This is a genomic window from Bradyrhizobium sp. STM 3557, from assembly GCF_045571465.1.
In the GTDB taxonomy this organism is placed as follows: Bacteria; Pseudomonadota; Alphaproteobacteria; order Rhizobiales; family Xanthobacteraceae; genus Bradyrhizobium.
Genome location: NZ_CP120697.1, coordinates 2,218,674 through 2,233,509 on the forward strand (window position 1 = coordinate 2,218,674; position 14,836 = coordinate 2,233,509).

Annotated in this window: 18 protein-coding genes; 7 read left to right on the forward strand and 11 right to left on the reverse strand. The window is 64.8% G+C overall.

Annotation, left to right across the window (positions count from 1 at the left end; genetic code table 11):
- The first annotated feature begins 20 nt into the window (after positions 1-20).
- Entirely contained in the window at positions 21-164 is a 144-nt protein-coding gene (locus P6U24_RS09990) for a hypothetical protein (RefSeq protein WP_407158957.1), read from the forward strand.
- A gap of 224 nt (positions 165-388) precedes the next feature.
- Here the strand turns inward: P6U24_RS09990 and P6U24_RS09995 are convergent, their stop codons facing one another.
- Together P6U24_RS09995 and P6U24_RS10000 are read right to left on the reverse strand one after the other, a co-directional pair.
- On the reverse strand, positions 389-820 hold the full coding sequence (locus P6U24_RS09995) for a hypothetical protein (RefSeq protein WP_407158958.1): 432 nt from the start codon (positions 818-820) through the stop codon (positions 389-391).
- A 156-nt stretch (positions 821-976) separates the two neighbouring features.
- Positions 977-1,951 carry a hypothetical protein gene (locus P6U24_RS10000; protein WP_407158959.1) on the reverse strand — a complete coding sequence of 325 codons (975 nt, stop codon included), beginning with the start codon at positions 1,949-1,951 and terminating at the stop codon, positions 977-979.
- A 275-nt stretch (positions 1,952-2,226) separates the two neighbouring features.
- Between P6U24_RS10000 and P6U24_RS10005 the strand changes: the two genes are divergently transcribed.
- On the forward strand, positions 2,227-2,460 hold the full coding sequence (locus P6U24_RS10005) for a hypothetical protein (RefSeq protein ID WP_407158960.1): 234 nt from the start codon (positions 2,227-2,229) through the stop codon (positions 2,458-2,460).
- A 943-nt stretch (positions 2,461-3,403) separates the two neighbouring features.
- Positions 3,404-4,549, forward strand: coding sequence for an alpha/beta fold hydrolase (locus P6U24_RS10010; RefSeq protein WP_407158961.1), 1,146 nt, complete (start codon positions 3,404-3,406; stop codon positions 4,547-4,549).
- A 24-nt stretch (positions 4,550-4,573) separates the two neighbouring features.
- Here the strand turns inward: P6U24_RS10010 and P6U24_RS10015 are convergent, their stop codons facing one another.
- From P6U24_RS10015 to P6U24_RS10040, 6 genes are all read right to left on the reverse strand, one after another.
- Complete coding sequence (locus P6U24_RS10015; protein ID WP_407158962.1) at positions 4,574-4,819, reverse strand: hypothetical protein; 246 nt, start codon at positions 4,817-4,819, stop codon at positions 4,574-4,576.
- 58 nt (positions 4,820-4,877) lie between these two features.
- Positions 4,878-5,000, reverse strand: a complete 123-nt coding sequence (locus P6U24_RS10020) for a hypothetical protein (RefSeq protein WP_407158963.1) — start codon at positions 4,998-5,000, stop codon at positions 4,878-4,880.
- Positions 5,001-5,246: 246 nt separating this feature from the next.
- On the reverse strand, positions 5,247-8,570 hold the full coding sequence (gene uvrB / locus P6U24_RS10025; RefSeq protein ID WP_407158964.1) for an excinuclease ABC subunit UvrB: 3,324 nt from the start codon (positions 8,568-8,570) through the stop codon (positions 5,247-5,249).
- 241 nt (positions 8,571-8,811) lie between these two features.
- A complete protein-coding gene (locus P6U24_RS10030) occupies positions 8,812-8,994 on the reverse strand; it encodes a hypothetical protein (protein ID WP_407158965.1) in 183 nt (60 codons plus the stop codon).
- Between the two features lie 57 nt (positions 8,995-9,051).
- Positions 9,052-9,264, reverse strand: coding sequence for a hypothetical protein (locus P6U24_RS10035; RefSeq protein ID WP_407158966.1), 213 nt, complete (start codon positions 9,262-9,264; stop codon positions 9,052-9,054).
- Positions 9,265-9,329: 65 nt separating this feature from the next.
- Positions 9,330-10,256 carry a LysR substrate-binding domain-containing protein gene (locus P6U24_RS10040; protein ID WP_407158967.1) on the reverse strand — a complete coding sequence of 309 codons (927 nt, stop codon included), beginning with the start codon at positions 10,254-10,256 and terminating at the stop codon, positions 9,330-9,332.
- A gap of 112 nt (positions 10,257-10,368) precedes the next feature.
- Between P6U24_RS10040 and P6U24_RS10045 the strand changes: the two genes are divergently transcribed.
- The 3 genes from P6U24_RS10045 to P6U24_RS10055 all read left to right on the forward strand — a co-directional run bounded on the left by P6U24_RS10045 (position 10,369) and on the right by P6U24_RS10055 (position 12,316).
- On the forward strand, positions 10,369-10,605 hold the full coding sequence (locus tag P6U24_RS10045) for a hypothetical protein (protein WP_407158968.1): 237 nt from the start codon (positions 10,369-10,371) through the stop codon (positions 10,603-10,605).
- A gap of 162 nt (positions 10,606-10,767) precedes the next feature.
- Positions 10,768-11,475, forward strand: a complete 708-nt coding sequence (locus P6U24_RS10050; RefSeq protein WP_407158969.1) for a glutathione S-transferase N-terminal domain-containing protein — start codon at positions 10,768-10,770, stop codon at positions 11,473-11,475.
- A 145-nt stretch (positions 11,476-11,620) separates the two neighbouring features.
- On the forward strand, positions 11,621-12,316 hold the full coding sequence (locus P6U24_RS10055; protein WP_407158970.1) for a glutathione S-transferase family protein: 696 nt from the start codon (positions 11,621-11,623) through the stop codon (positions 12,314-12,316).
- 3 nt (positions 12,317-12,319) lie between these two features.
- On the opposite strand, the gene P6U24_RS10060 is transcribed toward P6U24_RS10055, so the two are convergent.
- Positions 12,320-13,105, reverse strand: coding sequence for a crotonase/enoyl-CoA hydratase family protein (locus P6U24_RS10060; RefSeq protein ID WP_407158971.1), 786 nt, complete (start codon positions 13,103-13,105; stop codon positions 12,320-12,322).
- 89 nt (positions 13,106-13,194) lie between these two features.
- On the opposite strand from P6U24_RS10060, the gene P6U24_RS10065 reads away from it, so the two are divergent.
- Positions 13,195-13,848 (forward strand): TetR/AcrR family transcriptional regulator, encoded by a 654-nt coding sequence (locus P6U24_RS10065; protein WP_407158972.1) that lies wholly within the window; start codon positions 13,195-13,197, stop codon positions 13,846-13,848.
- Here P6U24_RS10065 and P6U24_RS10070 read toward each other — a convergent pair.
- The gene (locus P6U24_RS10070; RefSeq protein WP_407158973.1) at positions 13,816-14,496 is read right to left on the reverse strand and encodes an HAD family hydrolase; all 681 of its coding nucleotides are present in this window, start codon (positions 14,494-14,496) and stop codon (positions 13,816-13,818) included. The two genes, P6U24_RS10065 and P6U24_RS10070, sit on opposite strands and share 33 nt — an antisense overlap.
- Positions 14,496-14,720 carry a cysteine-rich CWC family protein gene (locus P6U24_RS10075; RefSeq protein ID WP_407158974.1) on the reverse strand — a complete coding sequence of 75 codons (225 nt, stop codon included), beginning with the start codon at positions 14,718-14,720 and terminating at the stop codon, positions 14,496-14,498. Before P6U24_RS10075 ends, P6U24_RS10070 begins: the two co-directional genes overlap by 1 nt.
- Positions 14,721-14,836: the final 116 nt, after the last annotated feature.

The following is a 14,836-nucleotide window of genomic DNA, read 5'->3' on the forward strand; positions in this document are numbered from 1 at the left end:
TGGTTTGAGTGGGGACGAACATGGCAGATCGCGGCGGCCTGAAACTTCTCGGCTTTATCTTTGCCAGCGTGACGCTCGCGGTGATGCTGGCCACTGGCATGGTGGTGAAGGGCTATGCCGACGGCTCCTATTCGCTCGAGACCACCGCGGCGGTCAGCGAGTAGTTAAGACGTCGTTAACCACGCGCGCCGGTCGGAGCATCGTCGCGCGGGATCATCTGCCAAGACGCTAATGCAAGACCTGATGCTCCGGTTCGCGGACGTGTGATCCGATGTTCAAAAGAGCGTCGAAGCTTCCAGAGTCCAGCTTGCAGCCGCCACAATCGAAACCGCCGCGCAGGCGCCCCGCGCGGCGGCAAAAGATGGCGATGCGCTTGGCGCTTCGCGCCTTAGCTGTTACGCAGACCGTCGGCGGTGCGCTTCCACTGCGTCACGTTTTCGGCGATCATGCGCGTGGATTTCATCGCGGCCTGGCTGAGCTGGGCATAGCTCGAGATCTCGCGCTGGACGCGCTGGCCTTCGGCATGCAGCACGTCACGCAGAGCCTCCAGCTCCGCGATGAGGTTCTCGATCTCCGACAGCGAGGTGCCGGCGACGCGCTGGATCAGCGAATTGACATTGTTGACGGCGGCATCGGTGCTGGCGGCATTATCCGCAGCGATCGGCTCCGGGCTGGCCCCCGCTACGGGCCGGCGCAAATAGGCGATATCATTGCGGACGAAATCGCGGATGCCGGCCTCGACTTCGGAGACCGCCGCCAGATCGCCACTATCCAGCTCGGCTTCAGTTCCTTCGATCTTGTCCGGACGAATAACATTCATCGGCTAATTCCCTGTTTCGCGTGAAATTGAGCGCGGTGTCCCCGCACGGCGAACTAAGAGGTAGCGCATCTGCGCTGCCAAATTTGGCCGCATCGCGGCCAAGTTGCGGCAATGAATCGACGATTCGTGGCGCGCCTTGCGGTAACCCTAAAACGGTCACCAGCTCTTCTTGAAGCCTGCGGTGATGCTTTTGCTCGTCGTGCCCTGTGCAGTCTCGCCGATCGCGCCCGACACGGTGACGCCATCGATGAGCTTCTGTTCGGCGCCGACATGGCGCAACCATTTGTCGTCGCCGGACGACAGGGTCTGGCCTGCGGTCAGGCTGGTGCCCGTATTGCCCATCGAGAGCTTGGCGGTCTGGTCGGTATCGAAGCTGCGGTTGGTGCGCGGGGCTGCGCCGGGCAGCGGCACCAGGCCCTGTTGGGTGACATTGTAACCGTTCTGCAGGCTGAGATTATATTCATCGATCAGAGGCACCGCCTTGGTGATGGTGGCGCCGATCTTGCTCCGGTCCGAGCCCGGATCGACGCGCGCCTCGATCGCGGTCTTGTCCCAGATCGAGCCGGCGCCGGGCGCGGTGACCGCAGCCCACGCGGTGCCGCCATTCTGCGGCAAGCCGCCGCCGTTCTCTGCCTTCTCCTCCAAGAGCTCTGCCATCGTGGTCGGCTGCTTGGTCACGGTCATGTCGGCGCCGATCCGGGTGTCCCAGAACGGCGAGATGCTCTGCTTCACCGACAGGCCCGATGAGCCGTTGGCGTTGTTCTGGTTCGACCAGTTCAGGTCGGGTCCGCTTGCGGTCGCCGCGGGCTTGCCGGATCGCGCCTTCGCCTCCGGACGATCGGAAAAGCTGTTGGCATCGATGTTGAGCTGGCTCCAATCGAGCTTGGAGATGTCGACGTTCTTCATGGACGAATCGGCGTCCGCGGCCGGCGCAGGCGGCATCCCATCCGCCTCGTCGTCCGCGGTCTCCTCCGGCGGGGCGATCTGCCCCCATGGCGTGAGCGGCAGCGGCTTGGATGCCGGCGGCTGCAGCAGGCTCTGCGCGAGCGCCGATGATACGCTGGCCAATGGCACGACGAGGCCCACACCGGCTGCAAGACACAGCGCCAGCGCGCGATCGCGAACTGTCATGGAAGTCAAACCCCGCCCCACGGAAATTCTTGCCGGAATATGGTCGAATCTTGGCGCCAAAAATGTGGCGAAGCCCGTCACGATATTTTGCGCTGCACTCGCGATTGTTGTGATCAGTCGCACAAGGTGCAGCCGGGTTTGACGTGCGAACGCTGCGATGGTGATCGATTGGCGATGCGTATCGCCGAGGCGGGGGCAGCGAGGTTGCGGCGCGCGCGGGAACCCCGGCCTATCCTGACGGTTAGTGAGGCGACATCTTTCCGGAGCATCGCATCATGAAGACCATCATCGTCGTGTCAGTTGCTGCGCTCGCGCTGGCTTCGACGCAGGCTGCCGAGGCCAAAGGCTGCATCAAGGGCGCCATTGTTGGCGGCGTCGCGGGCCACTATGCCGGCCATCACGGCATGCTTGGCGCCGCAGCCGGCTGTCTCGTTGGTCGTCACCACGCCAAGCAGCAGGAGCGGCAGCAACAGCAACAGAGCCAGCAGAGCAGCCAAGGTCGCATATAGGCCGGTTCGCGCAGGCCGCGCACGGCCACCTCTTCCAGAACACCAGCGGCAGTCGGGGTGAGCGGCGCGAGATGCGCGCGCCCATAATCCTATTCACAGGTTCAAACAGCGCGTTTCTTATTCCACTGTCATCGTCCGCGAAGGCGGACGATCCAGTACGCCGTGACAGTGGTCGCGAAGCCGAGATGTCACGGCGTACTGGATGCCCCGCCTGCGCGGGGCATGACGACTGAATATGACGCCGCGTCCTCGCGACACGAACTGTCCGAGTTATGAGTTGGTCTCACCCTCCTCAAACAGAGAGGGTGCAGGGAAGGCCGGGTGCAGGCCGCACCCATGGTCCGCGTGCAACAAGAAGCACGCGGCAGAACCACAGGTACGAGCCGGACAACCGGCCTTCCCTGCGCGCTGGTTTACGGCTTATACGCGATCTCCCCGGTGCGCCGGGCTTTCTGGCCACCGTCCCCAGCGCGATGCTTTCGCATCGTCGCCAACTTGATACTAGCGTCGGAGTATCGGGACCACGCGATTTCGCCGTCCGCGCTGGTGCCGCTCGTCAATCGGCACCGTCGCGTCCACCGCATCCCGCCTCGCGTTCGTGACGACGCGTACGCCCCTCATCTCGAGGCGGAACGTGCGGAAAGATCGTCGTGATTTGCCCGACATGGCAAGGCCGCCGAGGTGCGACACGGTAACGCGACGGGCAGTCAGACAGCACGTCACGCTTCGTTTGCCGGCTACCATTCCGGCGCGTGTCATCACCGAATGCATGATCGTTCGAACGCCTGAGGCGCGTGGTGAAACCGCATGCGCATTGAATTATTCCGCTCGTACCGACAGCAATTTATGGCGACGATCGTCTTGTGGCGATGCCTGCAGCCTCTATTCTTCCCTGCCAACAAGAGCGCCGCGAGCGCCCGATCGCATGGGGAGCATAAACGTGATGATGAGAGCCAATCTCGCAGCCGTCGCGGCCATCGCCTGTTTCTTGGTGCTGCCGGCAGCGGCCCATTCGCCGGAGCAGCCGCCGCACCAATTCTACAATGAGGGCGACCTCAAGCTCGAAAGCGGCGAGGCGATCAAGGATTTCTCGATCTCCTACGTCACGCACGGCACGCTGAACGAACAGAAGTCCAACGCGATCCTGATGGTGACGGCGATCTCGGGCAATCATCACCGGCTCGACTTCATGATCGGGCCGGGCAAGGCGCTCGATACCGACAAATACTTCATCATCTGCACCGATGCGATCGCCAACGGGCTGACGACCTCGCCGAGCAATTCGAAGGCGCAAGCCCGCATGGCGTTTCCGAAATTCGTGATCCGCGACATGGTCGAATCGCAATACCGGCTGCTCAAGGAGAAGCTCGGCATCGACCATCTCGTCGCGGTGATCGGTCCCTCGATGGGCGGCATGCAGACGCTGCAATGGGGCGTCAGCCATCCCGACATGATGGATGCGTTGGTGGCGATCGTGCCGCTGACCAAGACGCCGGCCTGGTCGGTCGCGGTGATGGCGGCGTCACGCAAGGCGATCACGGCAGATGCCGCCTGGAAGGGCGGCGACTACGAGGCGCCGCCGGAGCAGGGCATACGGGTCTGGCGCGACATCGTCACCTTGCTGGCCGCCCGCACGCCGGACATGTATGCGGCGCAGTTCGGAGGCGGGCTCGACGTGCTGCCCTGGATGGAGCAGCAGGAGACCGCGGCGCTGAAGGCGTTCGACGCCAATGACTGGATCTACCAGACCTGGGCCTATGAGAAGCACGACGTCGGCACCACGCCCGGCTTCAATGGCGACACCGCCAAGGCGCTGTCCTCGATCAAGGCCAAGACGCTGATCCTCACCGGCACCAAGGATCTGCTCAATCCGGAGTTCGAGCCGATCGAGATGGGCAAGAACATTCCCGACGTGACGATGAAGACGATCTCGCCCGGCAGCGTCAACGGCCACGCCTCCGCCGGTGGCTTCCTGCCGGCCGATGTCGAATATCTCAATCGCGAGGTCGGGGCGTTTCTGGGTGGGGTGAGCGAGGGTGGCAAGACCTTCCACTACGACGCCCGCGCGCCGAAGGGGCGGCCATATTGAGCGGCGACGTTCGCTGACAGGCTCTTAGTGCCCGTCATTGCGAGCAAAGCGACGTGTCCGCCATAGCCCGAAGGGCGACGGCGGAAGCAATCCAGGAGCCAAGTGAAAATTCTGGATTGCTTCGTCGCCTTCGGCTCCTCGCAATGACGAGTAGATGAACTGACCGGCACCGCTGAGCAGGCTTTGCAAGCTTCGCGCGATCTGATAGCAGAGCGGCGCGGCAATGGGCCGTGCGCTCAACCGATGGAGGTCATCATGCGCAAGATCCATGATCTCGACAACCTCCCCAGCTTTCAGCATCACGCGTAAGCGGCGGAAGTCCTTCCCTTCAGAAACCCACGTCAAGCGGGGACGACGTTTCGTCCATGGCGATGTCGAGCTGAGCGAGAAGCTCGGCCGCAACGATCTGTGCCCATGCGGCACCGAACGCAGGTTTCAAGGCCTGTTGCATGAAGTCCGGTGCCTATGACGGCGCTAACCGCAACGACTACTTTCAGGGAGTAGGAGCGGTGGTTCACTGCACATCATGAGAGTGTCATTCCGGGGCGCGCCTAGCGCGAGCCCGGAGTCCATACCAACGGGCCAGAGTTTAGTGCGCGATGTCCGACGGCTTGCCAGAGCATGGTCGCTGCGGCGTATGGATTCCGGGCTCATCGCTTCGCGATGCCCCGGAATAACGCACGGAGAGATCGTCAGCTCACCGCTTCTTCCAGCCGCCGTGCTTGCCGGGGGCGCCGCCGGTCGAGCGCGGGGCGGGGCCGAATTCGGGGCCGGAGTCGCGGGAGTTGGTCGGCTGGATGATGCGGCTCGTCGTGCCGAACGGCTTTTCCGGCAGCTTGGGGTTGGGGCGATAGGGCAGCGACTCCGGCGTGTGCATCTCGTCGAGATGCGGCTTGTGGACTTTTGAGCCGGTGCGCGAGGAAGAGCCACCGGTGATTTCGTCATATGACGGCAACAGCGGGTCAGTGTTGCGGGATTTGCCCCCGCCACGGCCGCTACGACTCGCGGCCCCCCCTCCCTGATCCCTAGAGCGAGCTTCGCTCGTCTCGGCCCCCGCAAGGGGGGAGGGGACCGAGGGGCCGCCGGTGCGAGGAGAGGCGCCGCCACGCGCAGCACCGCGGCCCTTCATGGCCGTGGTCGGCAAATTGGCGGCGTCGCCGTATTTCTTGGCGCCGGCGTAAGAGCCCGCGCGGTTCTGCACGGACTTCTGTTTCGCGGTGGGGTCGTCGACCACGGCGAGCTCGGTGGCGCGCAGGCGCTTGACCTCGTCGCGCAGGCGGGCGGCCTCCTCGAAATTCAGGTCGGCCGCGGCCTCGCGCATCCGGGTTTCGAGATCGGCCAGAACAGCCTCGAAATTATGCCCGATCGAGATGGCGTCCTCGGTCGCGGTGCCGCCGCCGGTCTCGACCAGCACATGATCGCGCTCATAGACCGAGTTGAGGATATCGCCGATCGACTTCTTCACGCTCTCCGGCGTGATGCCGTTGGCCTTGTTGTACTCCATCTGCTTCTCGCGGCGGCGGTTGGTCTCCGCGATGGCGCGCTCCATCGAGCCGGTCACGGTGTCGGCATAGAGGATCACCTTGCCGTCGACATTGCGCGCGGCGCGGCCAATGGTCTGGATCAGCGAGGTCTCGCTGCGCAGGAAACCTTCCTTGTCGGCGTCGAGGATCGCGACCAACGCGCATTCGGGAATGTCGAGGCCCTCGCGCAAGAGGTTAATGCCGACCAGCGCGTCGAAGGCCCCGAGGCGCAGGTCGCGGATGATCTCGATGCGCTCGATGGTGTCGATGTCCGAGTGCATGTAGCGGACGCGAATGCCCTGCTCATGCAGATATTCGGTGAGATCCTCGGCCATGCGCTTGGTCAGCACCGTGATCAGTGAGCGATAGCCGGCCGCGGCGGTGGCGCGGACCTCGCCAAGGAGATCGTCCACTTGCGTGCGGGCGGGGCGAATATCGACCGGCGGGTCGATCAGTCCCGTCGGGCGGATGACCTGCTCGACGAACACGCCGCCGCTCTCGTTCAGCTCCCAGGCCGCCGGCGTCGCCGAGACGGCGATGGTCTGCGGCCGCATCATGTCCCACTCCTCGAACCGCAGCGGACGGTTGTCCATGCAGGAGGGCAGGCGGAAACCGTATTCGGCGAGCGTCGCCTTGCGGCGGAAGTCGCCGCGGAACATGGCGCCGATCTGCGGAATGCTGACATGGCTCTCGTCGGCGAACACGAGCGCATTGTCGGGCACATATTCGAACAGCGTCGGCGGCGGCTCGCCGGGCCGGCGGCCGGTGAGATAGCGCGAGTAGTTCTCGATGCCGGCGCAACTGCCCGTCGCCTCCATCATTTCGAGATCGAAGGTGGTGCGCTGCTCCAGCCGCTGCGCTTCGAGCAGGCGGCCCTGGTCGTGCAGCTGGTCGAGCCGCTGCTTCAGCTCCGATTTGATCGACTTGATCGCCTGCACGAGGGTGGGGCGCGGCGTCACATAGTGCGAATTGGCGTAGACCTTGATGAACTCCAGCTCGTCCTGCTTGTGGCCGGTGAGCGGATCGAACTCCTCGATAGTCTCCACGGTGTCGCCGAACAGGTTCACGCGCCAGGCGCGGTCCTCATAGTGCGCCGGGAAGATGTCGATGACGTCGCCGCGGACACGGAAGGTGCCGCGGGTGAAATCGTGCTGGGTGCGCTTGTACTGCAGTGCGACGAGGTCGGCGATCAACTGGCGCTGGTCGATGCGCTCGCCCTTCTTCAGCGCGAAGGTCATCGCGGTGTAGGTCTCGACCGAGCCGATACCATAGATGCAGGACACCGAGGCGACGATGATGACGTCGTCGCGCTCGAGCAGCGCACGCGTCGCGGCGTGGCGCATGCGGTCGATCTGCTCGTTGATCGAGGAGTCCTTCTCGATATAGGTGTCGGTGCGCGGGACGTAGGCCTCCGGCTGGTAGTAGTCGTAATAGGAGACGAAATACTCGACCGCGTTGTCCGGGAAGAAGCTCTTGAACTCGCCATAGAGCTGCGCGGCAAGCGTCTTGTTCGGCGCCAGGATCAGGGCAGGGCGCTGCGTCGCCTCGATCACCTTGGCCATGGTGTAGGTCTTGCCCGAGCCGGTGACACCGAGCAGCACCTGCGAGCGGTCGTTGCGGTTGATGCCCTCGACCAGTTCGGCGATGGCCTGCGGCTGGTCGCCCTTCGGCTCATAGGCCGACTTGATGACGAAGCGGACGCCGCCTTCACTCTTCTCCGGGCGAGGCGGCCGGTGCGGCGTCCACACCTTGAGCGAGCCGTCGTCCTTGCGGAACTCGGGGCGGCCCTCGCGGATCAACGCTTCCAGCGCATCCGCGGTCGCCTTGATGCCGAGCGATTCCATCTTGCTGCGCGGCGGCCGGGCCAGCGCCTCGTCGTCGTCCTCGGCGGTCGGCAGCCCGAGCTGCCGCGCCAACTCGGGGTCGAGCATCGGGATGGTGGCGGAGGTGCCGTAATTTGCCTGCGGCGCTTCGGAGAGGCCTTGGTGCGCGGCGCCCCCTCCCTGGCCCTCCCCCGCAAGCGGGAGAGGGGACGCAGGTTGCTCGGCCGTCCATTCAGAACTAGCGCCTCCGCCCGGTGCTAGATGCCTGGAGCCCTCCCCCGCCTGCGGGGGAGGGTTGGGTGGGGGCGAGCCACGGGAGGTGTCGCCCGAGGTCGATCGCGATCGTGAACCGATCGGCTGCGGGTTGGGCCGCAGCGGCGTCGGATAGCGATCAGATTCGCTCTGTCCGCTCTGTGGGAAATTCTTCGGCGTCGAGGCGCGGGCGCGATGCGCGGCGGCCTCGCCGCCGGCGCGGCGGTCGCGCGAATTGTCAGGCGGCGGCTGCAGGCCGGTCGACGAGCCGATGCCGCTCTCGCCCCTGTTGATGGCGGGATTGAGCAGCTCGGCCAGCGCGGGCGCGATCGGCTGCACGTCGGGCCGGTGCGCCTTCGACTTCGGCGCCTTCGATTTGGAGGATTTGGCCGGGGTCTTCGGAGTGTCGGGAGTCTTCGCCATGGCCCGAATATGGGCCCGATGCGCCTGACATGAAAGAGCGAAGGCGGACTGCTGTGCGCAGCGTTGGGGAACTCAGCGATATGCAGCCGACGAGGCGTGTACCGTCAGCATATGGCAGCAGGTTACATGACAGCAGGTTGCACGATGCGCTCGCTTTGCTTGCGAGATATGACGGGATCGAAAGCGATCTCGACATGGTCGAGCCGCGCCACGCCGACGTGGAGCAGGGGGCTGGTGCTGCTCAATGCCGGGTGGGCGGCTCGACGATATCGAGATGGACGCCGTGGCACGAGGTGCATTGCAGGGCCCAGTACTCGGCGCCGGCACGACCGGCGATCACGCGCAGGATGGTCAGCCGCGCATCGCACTGGGGGCATCGCGAACGAACCGGAGAGGTCATTTGCCAGGTGACGGGCTTGGCCATGGAGACGGTCCGCATTCAACAAACTCGCTCACATCTTTCAGTGTGTAGTGAAAGAGGTCAACCCCAACGCTTGCGAAAACGGTCGATATGACTCTTTGCATCGGCGATGGCCATCTGCGCATCCGACCAGGCGAAGCCGACTTCGAGGCTCGGAAAGGCAACACCGTTGATGATGACGGGCGTCATATCTGCGCGCCTGATCCGCGCATGCCAGAGCCCGCGCCCCGCCTCGAACGGTTCGATCGCAAAATTCTCATACAGGCAGGTCATTGCGCACCCTAAGTGTCCCGAACGGGGACAACACCATCAATCCGGCCGGATGCGTGTGAAGCGGTTCACAAGGCCGCGTCTTTTTTAGCGGCATCGCGCCGGCTGGACGCGCGCGACGCCGGCTGGGCTGCGGCTGCGCGCGTAATCCAGCGCCGGAACGCTGCGAAGTCGCGCTGCCCGGCCTGGAAGCTGCGATACACCAGATACCAGCGCTCGCCTTTCGGGACGCTCAGCGCGAAGGGTGCAACTAATCGTCCTGCTGCGAGGTCGTCATCGATATAGGGGCGGATGCCCATCGCCACGCCGAGACCGTCGATCGCGGCCTGCAGCGCCTGCCCGTAGTATTGGAACTCGGTGCCGCGCGCTGTGACGCGCGTGACGCCGGCCGCCTTCAACCAGAGCGGCCAGTCCTCGGCGGCATGGGCGACCCGCAGCAGACTGGGTCCCTTGAGGTCGGCCGGCCGCTTCAGCGAGGCGGCGAGACGCGGCGTACAGACCGGCAGCAGGTCGGCCTCGAACAAGGGCTCGGCGACGAGGCCCGGCCAGTCGCCGTCGCCGAGCTTGATGCCGCAACTCCAGTCCTCGCCGAACGGCACCGCGTCGCCAAAGGTGGTGATGCGCACCTCGATGCCGGGCTCCTCCTGCCGGAAATCGGCCAGATGCGGGATCAGCCATTTCAGCGCGAAGGTCGGGCCGACGCCGAGCGTCAGTACCCGCGCTGTGGCCGGCGCCATGATCTGCGCCGTGAGGCTCGCCAACGCATCGAAGATCGGCGTCAGCCCGCTCTGATAGGTCCGGCCGGCTGCCGTCAGCACCAGCCGGTTGGCCTTGCGCTCGAACAAGGTCACGCCGAGCCGCTGCTCCAGCAGATTGACCATGCGGCTGATCGCTGCCGCCGAGACATTCATCTCCGCGCCCGCCGCGGCAAAACTGCCGGTGCGCGCGGCCGCTTCGAATGCCTTGATGCCGTTGAGAAACAGGAGCCGCCGCATGTCGCAAATAAGAGCCTCAGAAAAGCTGATGCAGGGCAAGATAAACCGGTTTGCGCCGCCGCGACAGCGAGATCAGACTGACCGGTATCGGCCTGTTGAAAGGAGACGAACGATGCCCGACACCGCCGATCCCCTGGTGCTGGATTTTGTCGAGTGGATCGCGCGCGAGCCGCGCGCCTATGCCGAGGTGGTCGCGACCTGGAAGACCTCGTGCCCGCGGCTCACGATCTGGGAAGATGCAGCCGACCGCGGCTATGTCAGTCGCGAGGCCATCGTCGGCTTTGGCCTCGTAATCGCGGTGACGGAAGCAGGCGAACGGCTGTTACGCGAGCACGGGCGCACGCAGTGACCTTGCTCGGCGCAGACGGTTGGCGGTGCGACCACGGTCGGGCCAACTGATTTTGCGATCACTTTCGTTGTGAGTGGCAAGGAGAGCCATTGACTTGTGGCTGCGCTCCGGCGAACTTCATGCAAATGCATCTTTATCGGTGCAGCAGCGAGGACCGCGCCCATGATCGACCTGTATTACTGGACCACGCCGAACGGCCACAAGATCAAGATGTTCCTGGAGGAGACGGGCCTTCCCTACACCATCATCCCGATCAACATCGGCAAGGGCGAGCAGTTCAAGCCGGAGTTTCTCGCGGTCGCGCCCAACAACCGGATTCCGGCGCTGGTCGACCACGAGCCGAAGGGGGGCGGCAGGCCGATCTCCATCTTCGAATCCGGCGCGATGCTGCTCTATCTGGCCGAGAAGACCGGGCAGTTCCTCCCCGCGAATCTCTACGGCCGCTATGACGTGATCCAGTGGACGTTCTGGCAGATGGGTGGCCTCGGCCCGATGGCCGGCCAGAACCACCATTTCAGCAACTACGCGGTCGAGAAGATTCCCTACGCCATCGACCGCTATGTCAACGAGACCAACCGCCTCTACGGCGTGCTCAACAAGCGCCTGGCGGGCCGCGAGTTCATCGCCGACGACTACTCGATCGCCGACATGGCCTGCTATCCCTGGATCGTGCCTTACAAGAACCAGAGCCAAAACATCGACGACTTCCCGAACCTGAAGCGATGGCTTGCCGACATCGAGGCGCGCCCGGCGACGCAGCGCGCCTATGCGCGAGCCAAGGAGATCAATCCGAATTTCGGCAAGCCGGTGAACCGCACCGAGGAGGAGCGCAAGATCCTGTTCGGGCAAACGGCGGCGGTGGTGCGGTAGACGTGCGGCATTCTCGCTGTCATCATCCGCGAAGGCGGATGATCCAGTACACACCGGCGTTCTTGATTCATCGGAACGTCACGGCGTACTGGATGTCTCCGCCCGAAGCGGGGCATGATGCGTGAGAATGAGGAGAGCCGGTCTGATGTCACTCAAACTCTACGAACTCGTCGGCACCGACGCGGGCCGGCCGTTCAGCCCCTATTGCTGGCGCATCCGCATGGCCCTGGCGCATAAGGGGCTGTCGGCGGAATCCATCCCGTGGCGCTTCACGGAGAAGGCTGCGATCGCGCCGCACGGCTCGGAAAAGGTGCCGGTGATGCTCGACGGCGAGCGCGCCGTGGTCGATTCCTGGGTGATCGCCAACTATCTCGAAGACACCTATCCGGACCGGCCGTCGCTGTTCGGCGGCGAGGGCGGCCGCGCCACCGCGCGTTTCATGAACTGGTGGGGCGACATCGCCATCGTGGCCGGCATCTTTCCGATGATCATCGCCGACATCCCGAACAACCTCGCCGCCGAAGACGCGGCCTATTTCCGCGCCTCGCGCGAGGCGCGGTTCGGCAAGAGCCTGGAGGAGGTGATGGCCGGACGCGATCAAGCCGTGACGGTATTCCGCAAGTCGCTCGATCCGCTGCGGCTCACGCTGAAGACGCAAGCCTTTCTCGGCGGCGACAAGCCGAACTATGCCGATTACATCGTGTTCGGCGGCTTCCAATGGGCCCGCGTGGTCAGCCCGTTCCGCCTGCTCGAGGAGTCTGATCCCGTCTTCGCCTGGCGCGAGCGGCTGTTCGATGCGTTCGGCGGCATGGCGCGCAATTCGCCAGGCCATCCGGTGTAGGCCTCAGATCGCAAAGCGCGGCGGTCGGCGTTCGCACCACGTCGAAAGGCCCTCGTCGAGATCGGCGCTGCCGACGAGGGCCGCGAACTGCTCGCATTCGACCTGCAGCCCCTCCGCGATCGCCATGTTGAGACCGCGCGTCGCTGACGTGATGACGCTGCGCACCGCGTCCGGCGAATGCCTGATGATCCGCTGCGCCAGCGCGCGTGCGGCGGGCAGCAACGCCTGGTGCGGCACGACCGCATTGACGAGCCCGATCTCGACCGCGCGGGCGGGCGTGATCGGATCGCCCGTCAGCAGCAGTTCGAGCCCGCGCTTGCGGCCGACCAGACGCGGCAAGCGCTGCGTTCCGCCGAAGGTCGGCGGCATGCCGAGCCGGATCTCCGGCTTGGCGAATGATGCTTTGTCGCTCGCGATTGCCAGGTGCACGGCCTCGGTGATCTCGCAGCCGCCGCCGAAGGCGATGCCGTTGACCGCGGCGATCACGGGCTTGCCGAATGCCTCGAGCCGCGCGGTCATCGCCTGCCCGCGGCGCACGAAGTCGCGGATCGCCACCGCGCGGCCGTGCCGGACGCTTTCTGAGAATTCGTGAATGTCGGCACCGGCGGAGAAGGCGCGCTCGCCAGCGCCGGTCAGGATGACGGCGCGGACCGCAGGGTCGGTCTCGATCCGATCGAGCGCAGCCGTCAGCTCGTCGATCAGGCGATAGCTCAGCGCGTTCAGCCGCTCCGGCCTGTTCAATGTCAGCAGGGCGATACGGTCTTCGAGGGCAACGATGATGTCCGGCATGGCTGGTCTCCGAGAGGGAGGTGTTCGGCAGGCCAGACTAGGGGACCCGCGGCGTTGTGTATATTCACTGGTCGGTATACGTACGCGGGATGCCACGATCTTCCGACCCGACCCGCAACCGCATCATCGCCGCCGCTACCTCGCTGTTCTACAGCGAGGGCATCAGGGCCGTCAGCGTGGATGCGGTCGCCGACAAGGCCGGCCTCACCAAGAAAACGCTGTATTATCACTTCCGCAGCAAGGACGATCTGATTGCGGCCTATCTCGCCGCGCGCGATCAGCCGAACCTCGCATTGTTCAAGCGCTGGTTCGAGGAGGCGGAGGGCGCGCTGCCCGACAAGGTCGCGGCGATCTTCCGCAATCTTGCGCGTTCGGCACGGCATCCGAAATGGCGCGGCTGCGGCTTCCTGCGTACCACGGCCGAGCTTGCCAATTTGCCGGGACATCCGGCGATCAAGATCGGCGCCGCGCACAAGAAGAAATTCGAGACCTGGCTGCGCGAAACCTTCGCGGCCGAGGGCATCGGCGATGCCGCCGAGCTCGCCCGGCAGATGCTGCTATTGCTCGACGGATCGTTCGCGGTGGTGCTGCTGCATCGCGATCCCAGCTACATGGAGACCGCGGGCGGGGCCGCGCATGCGCTCGTCGCCGCCGCGCTGGCAGGACGCACGAAGCGGGTGAAAGCGCGACGCCGATCTGCGGCGCGCGTGTCAGTTCGCCGGCAGCACGCGCAATTGACGTAGATGTGTCAGCACGGCATCGAGATCCGGCAGCACGATGGCGCATCGCGCGCGCGTCTCGTCGGTCGGCGGCAGGATGTCCGGCACCATGATCGTGATCGCGCCGGCGGCATGCGCCGCGGTGACGCCGGGATTGGAATCTTCGATCGCCAGACAAGCGTCGGGCCGCGCGCCAAGCCGTTCGGCGGCGAGCAGATAGAGGTCGGGACTGGGCTTGCCGCGCCGGACGTCGTCGCGGGTCAGAATCGCGTCGAAACGGTCGCCGATGCCGGCAAGCGCGAGATGCTCGCCGGCGGTGCGGCGCGAGGACGAGGTGACGATCGCCTTCGGCAGCTTCGCGTCATCGATCGCATCGAGCAGCGCGATCGCACCTCGCTTCAATGGTGGCCCGAGCCGCATGATCTCGGTGCAATGCATGGCGAAGGCGCGGTTGACATCATCGAGCGGAAAATCCGCGCCGAAACGATCGAGCAGCATGCGCTCGCAATCGGGGCCGGGAATGCCGATCATGCTATGGCATAGCGCTTCGACACCATCGGTGTAGCCGAGCGATCCCAGCGCTGCGATGGTGCTCTCGAGATAGACCTTCTCGGTATCGAGCAGCGTTCCGTCCATGTCGAGCAGGACGGCGGCAATGGTCCAGCGCTCCATCAGCGTGATGCCGCCTGCTGCTGTTCGGCGAGACGGTGCAGGCAGTCGCGGCACAGGCAATCCGGATCGGTATCAGCCTGTTGCAAGGTCGGCAGCGGCAGCCGCACACTTTCCTCCATGCACCAGCAGGTGCCACCCGGATCGCAAGCAAATTCGGTACCGCAGGCGGCGCAGACGAGCTGCCGCCGCGCGCTACCTAAACGATTTGTCACGTTCGGAACCAAGATTGCTGCCTGCTTTTCATTCGAGGTTCATCTGTCTGCGAACTATAGTGCGGTGTCGTTTTCGGCGCCACCGCCTCCGGCTCACCGCTGGCGCGATGCGCACAAGGATCGTACAC

Excerpts from the sequence above, each read along its gene's own strand:
- P6U24_RS10000 (WP_407158959.1), bottom strand. The coding sequence starts at position 1,951 with ATGACAGTTCGCGATCGCGCGCTGGCGCTGTGTCTTGCAGCCGGTGTG.
- P6U24_RS10020 (WP_407158963.1), bottom strand. The coding sequence starts at position 5,000 with ATGCAACAGGCCTTGAAACCTGCGTTCGGTGCCGCATGGGCACAGATC.
- uvrB (WP_407158964.1), bottom strand. The coding sequence starts at position 8,570 with ATGGCGAAGACTCCCGACACTCCGAAGACCCCGGCCAAATCCTCCAAA.
- P6U24_RS10030 (WP_407158965.1), bottom strand. The coding sequence starts at position 8,994 with ATGGCCAAGCCCGTCACCTGGCAAATGACCTCTCCGGTTCGTTCGCGA.
- P6U24_RS10040 (WP_407158967.1), bottom strand. The coding sequence starts at position 10,256 with ATGCGGCGGCTCCTGTTTCTCAACGGCATCAAGGCATTCGAAGCGGCC.
- P6U24_RS10070 (WP_407158973.1), bottom strand. The coding sequence starts at position 14,496 with ATGGAGCGCTGGACCATTGCCGCCGTCCTGCTCGACATGGACGGAACG.
- P6U24_RS09995 (WP_407158958.1), bottom strand. The coding sequence starts at position 820 with ATGAATGTTATTCGTCCGGACAAGATCGAAGGAACTGAAGCCGAGCTG.
- P6U24_RS10045 (WP_407158968.1), top strand. The coding sequence starts at position 10,369 with ATGCCCGACACCGCCGATCCCCTGGTGCTGGATTTTGTCGAGTGGATC.
- P6U24_RS10010 (WP_407158961.1), top strand. The coding sequence starts at position 3,404 with ATGATGAGAGCCAATCTCGCAGCCGTCGCGGCCATCGCCTGTTTCTTG.
- P6U24_RS09990 (WP_407158957.1), top strand. The coding sequence starts at position 21 with ATGGCAGATCGCGGCGGCCTGAAACTTCTCGGCTTTATCTTTGCCAGC.
- P6U24_RS10065 (WP_407158972.1), top strand. The coding sequence starts at position 13,195 with ATGCCACGATCTTCCGACCCGACCCGCAACCGCATCATCGCCGCCGCT.
- P6U24_RS10050 (WP_407158969.1), top strand. The coding sequence starts at position 10,768 with ATGATCGACCTGTATTACTGGACCACGCCGAACGGCCACAAGATCAAG.
- P6U24_RS10055 (WP_407158970.1), top strand. The coding sequence starts at position 11,621 with ATGTCACTCAAACTCTACGAACTCGTCGGCACCGACGCGGGCCGGCCG.
- P6U24_RS10060 (WP_407158971.1), bottom strand. The coding sequence starts at position 13,105 with ATGCCGGACATCATCGTTGCCCTCGAAGACCGTATCGCCCTGCTGACA.
- P6U24_RS10005 (WP_407158960.1), top strand. The coding sequence starts at position 2,227 with ATGAAGACCATCATCGTCGTGTCAGTTGCTGCGCTCGCGCTGGCTTCG.
- P6U24_RS10015 (WP_407158962.1), bottom strand. The coding sequence starts at position 4,819 with ATGGATCTTGCGCATGATGACCTCCATCGGTTGAGCGCACGGCCCATT.
- P6U24_RS10035 (WP_407158966.1), bottom strand. The coding sequence starts at position 9,264 with ATGACCTGCCTGTATGAGAATTTTGCGATCGAACCGTTCGAGGCGGGG.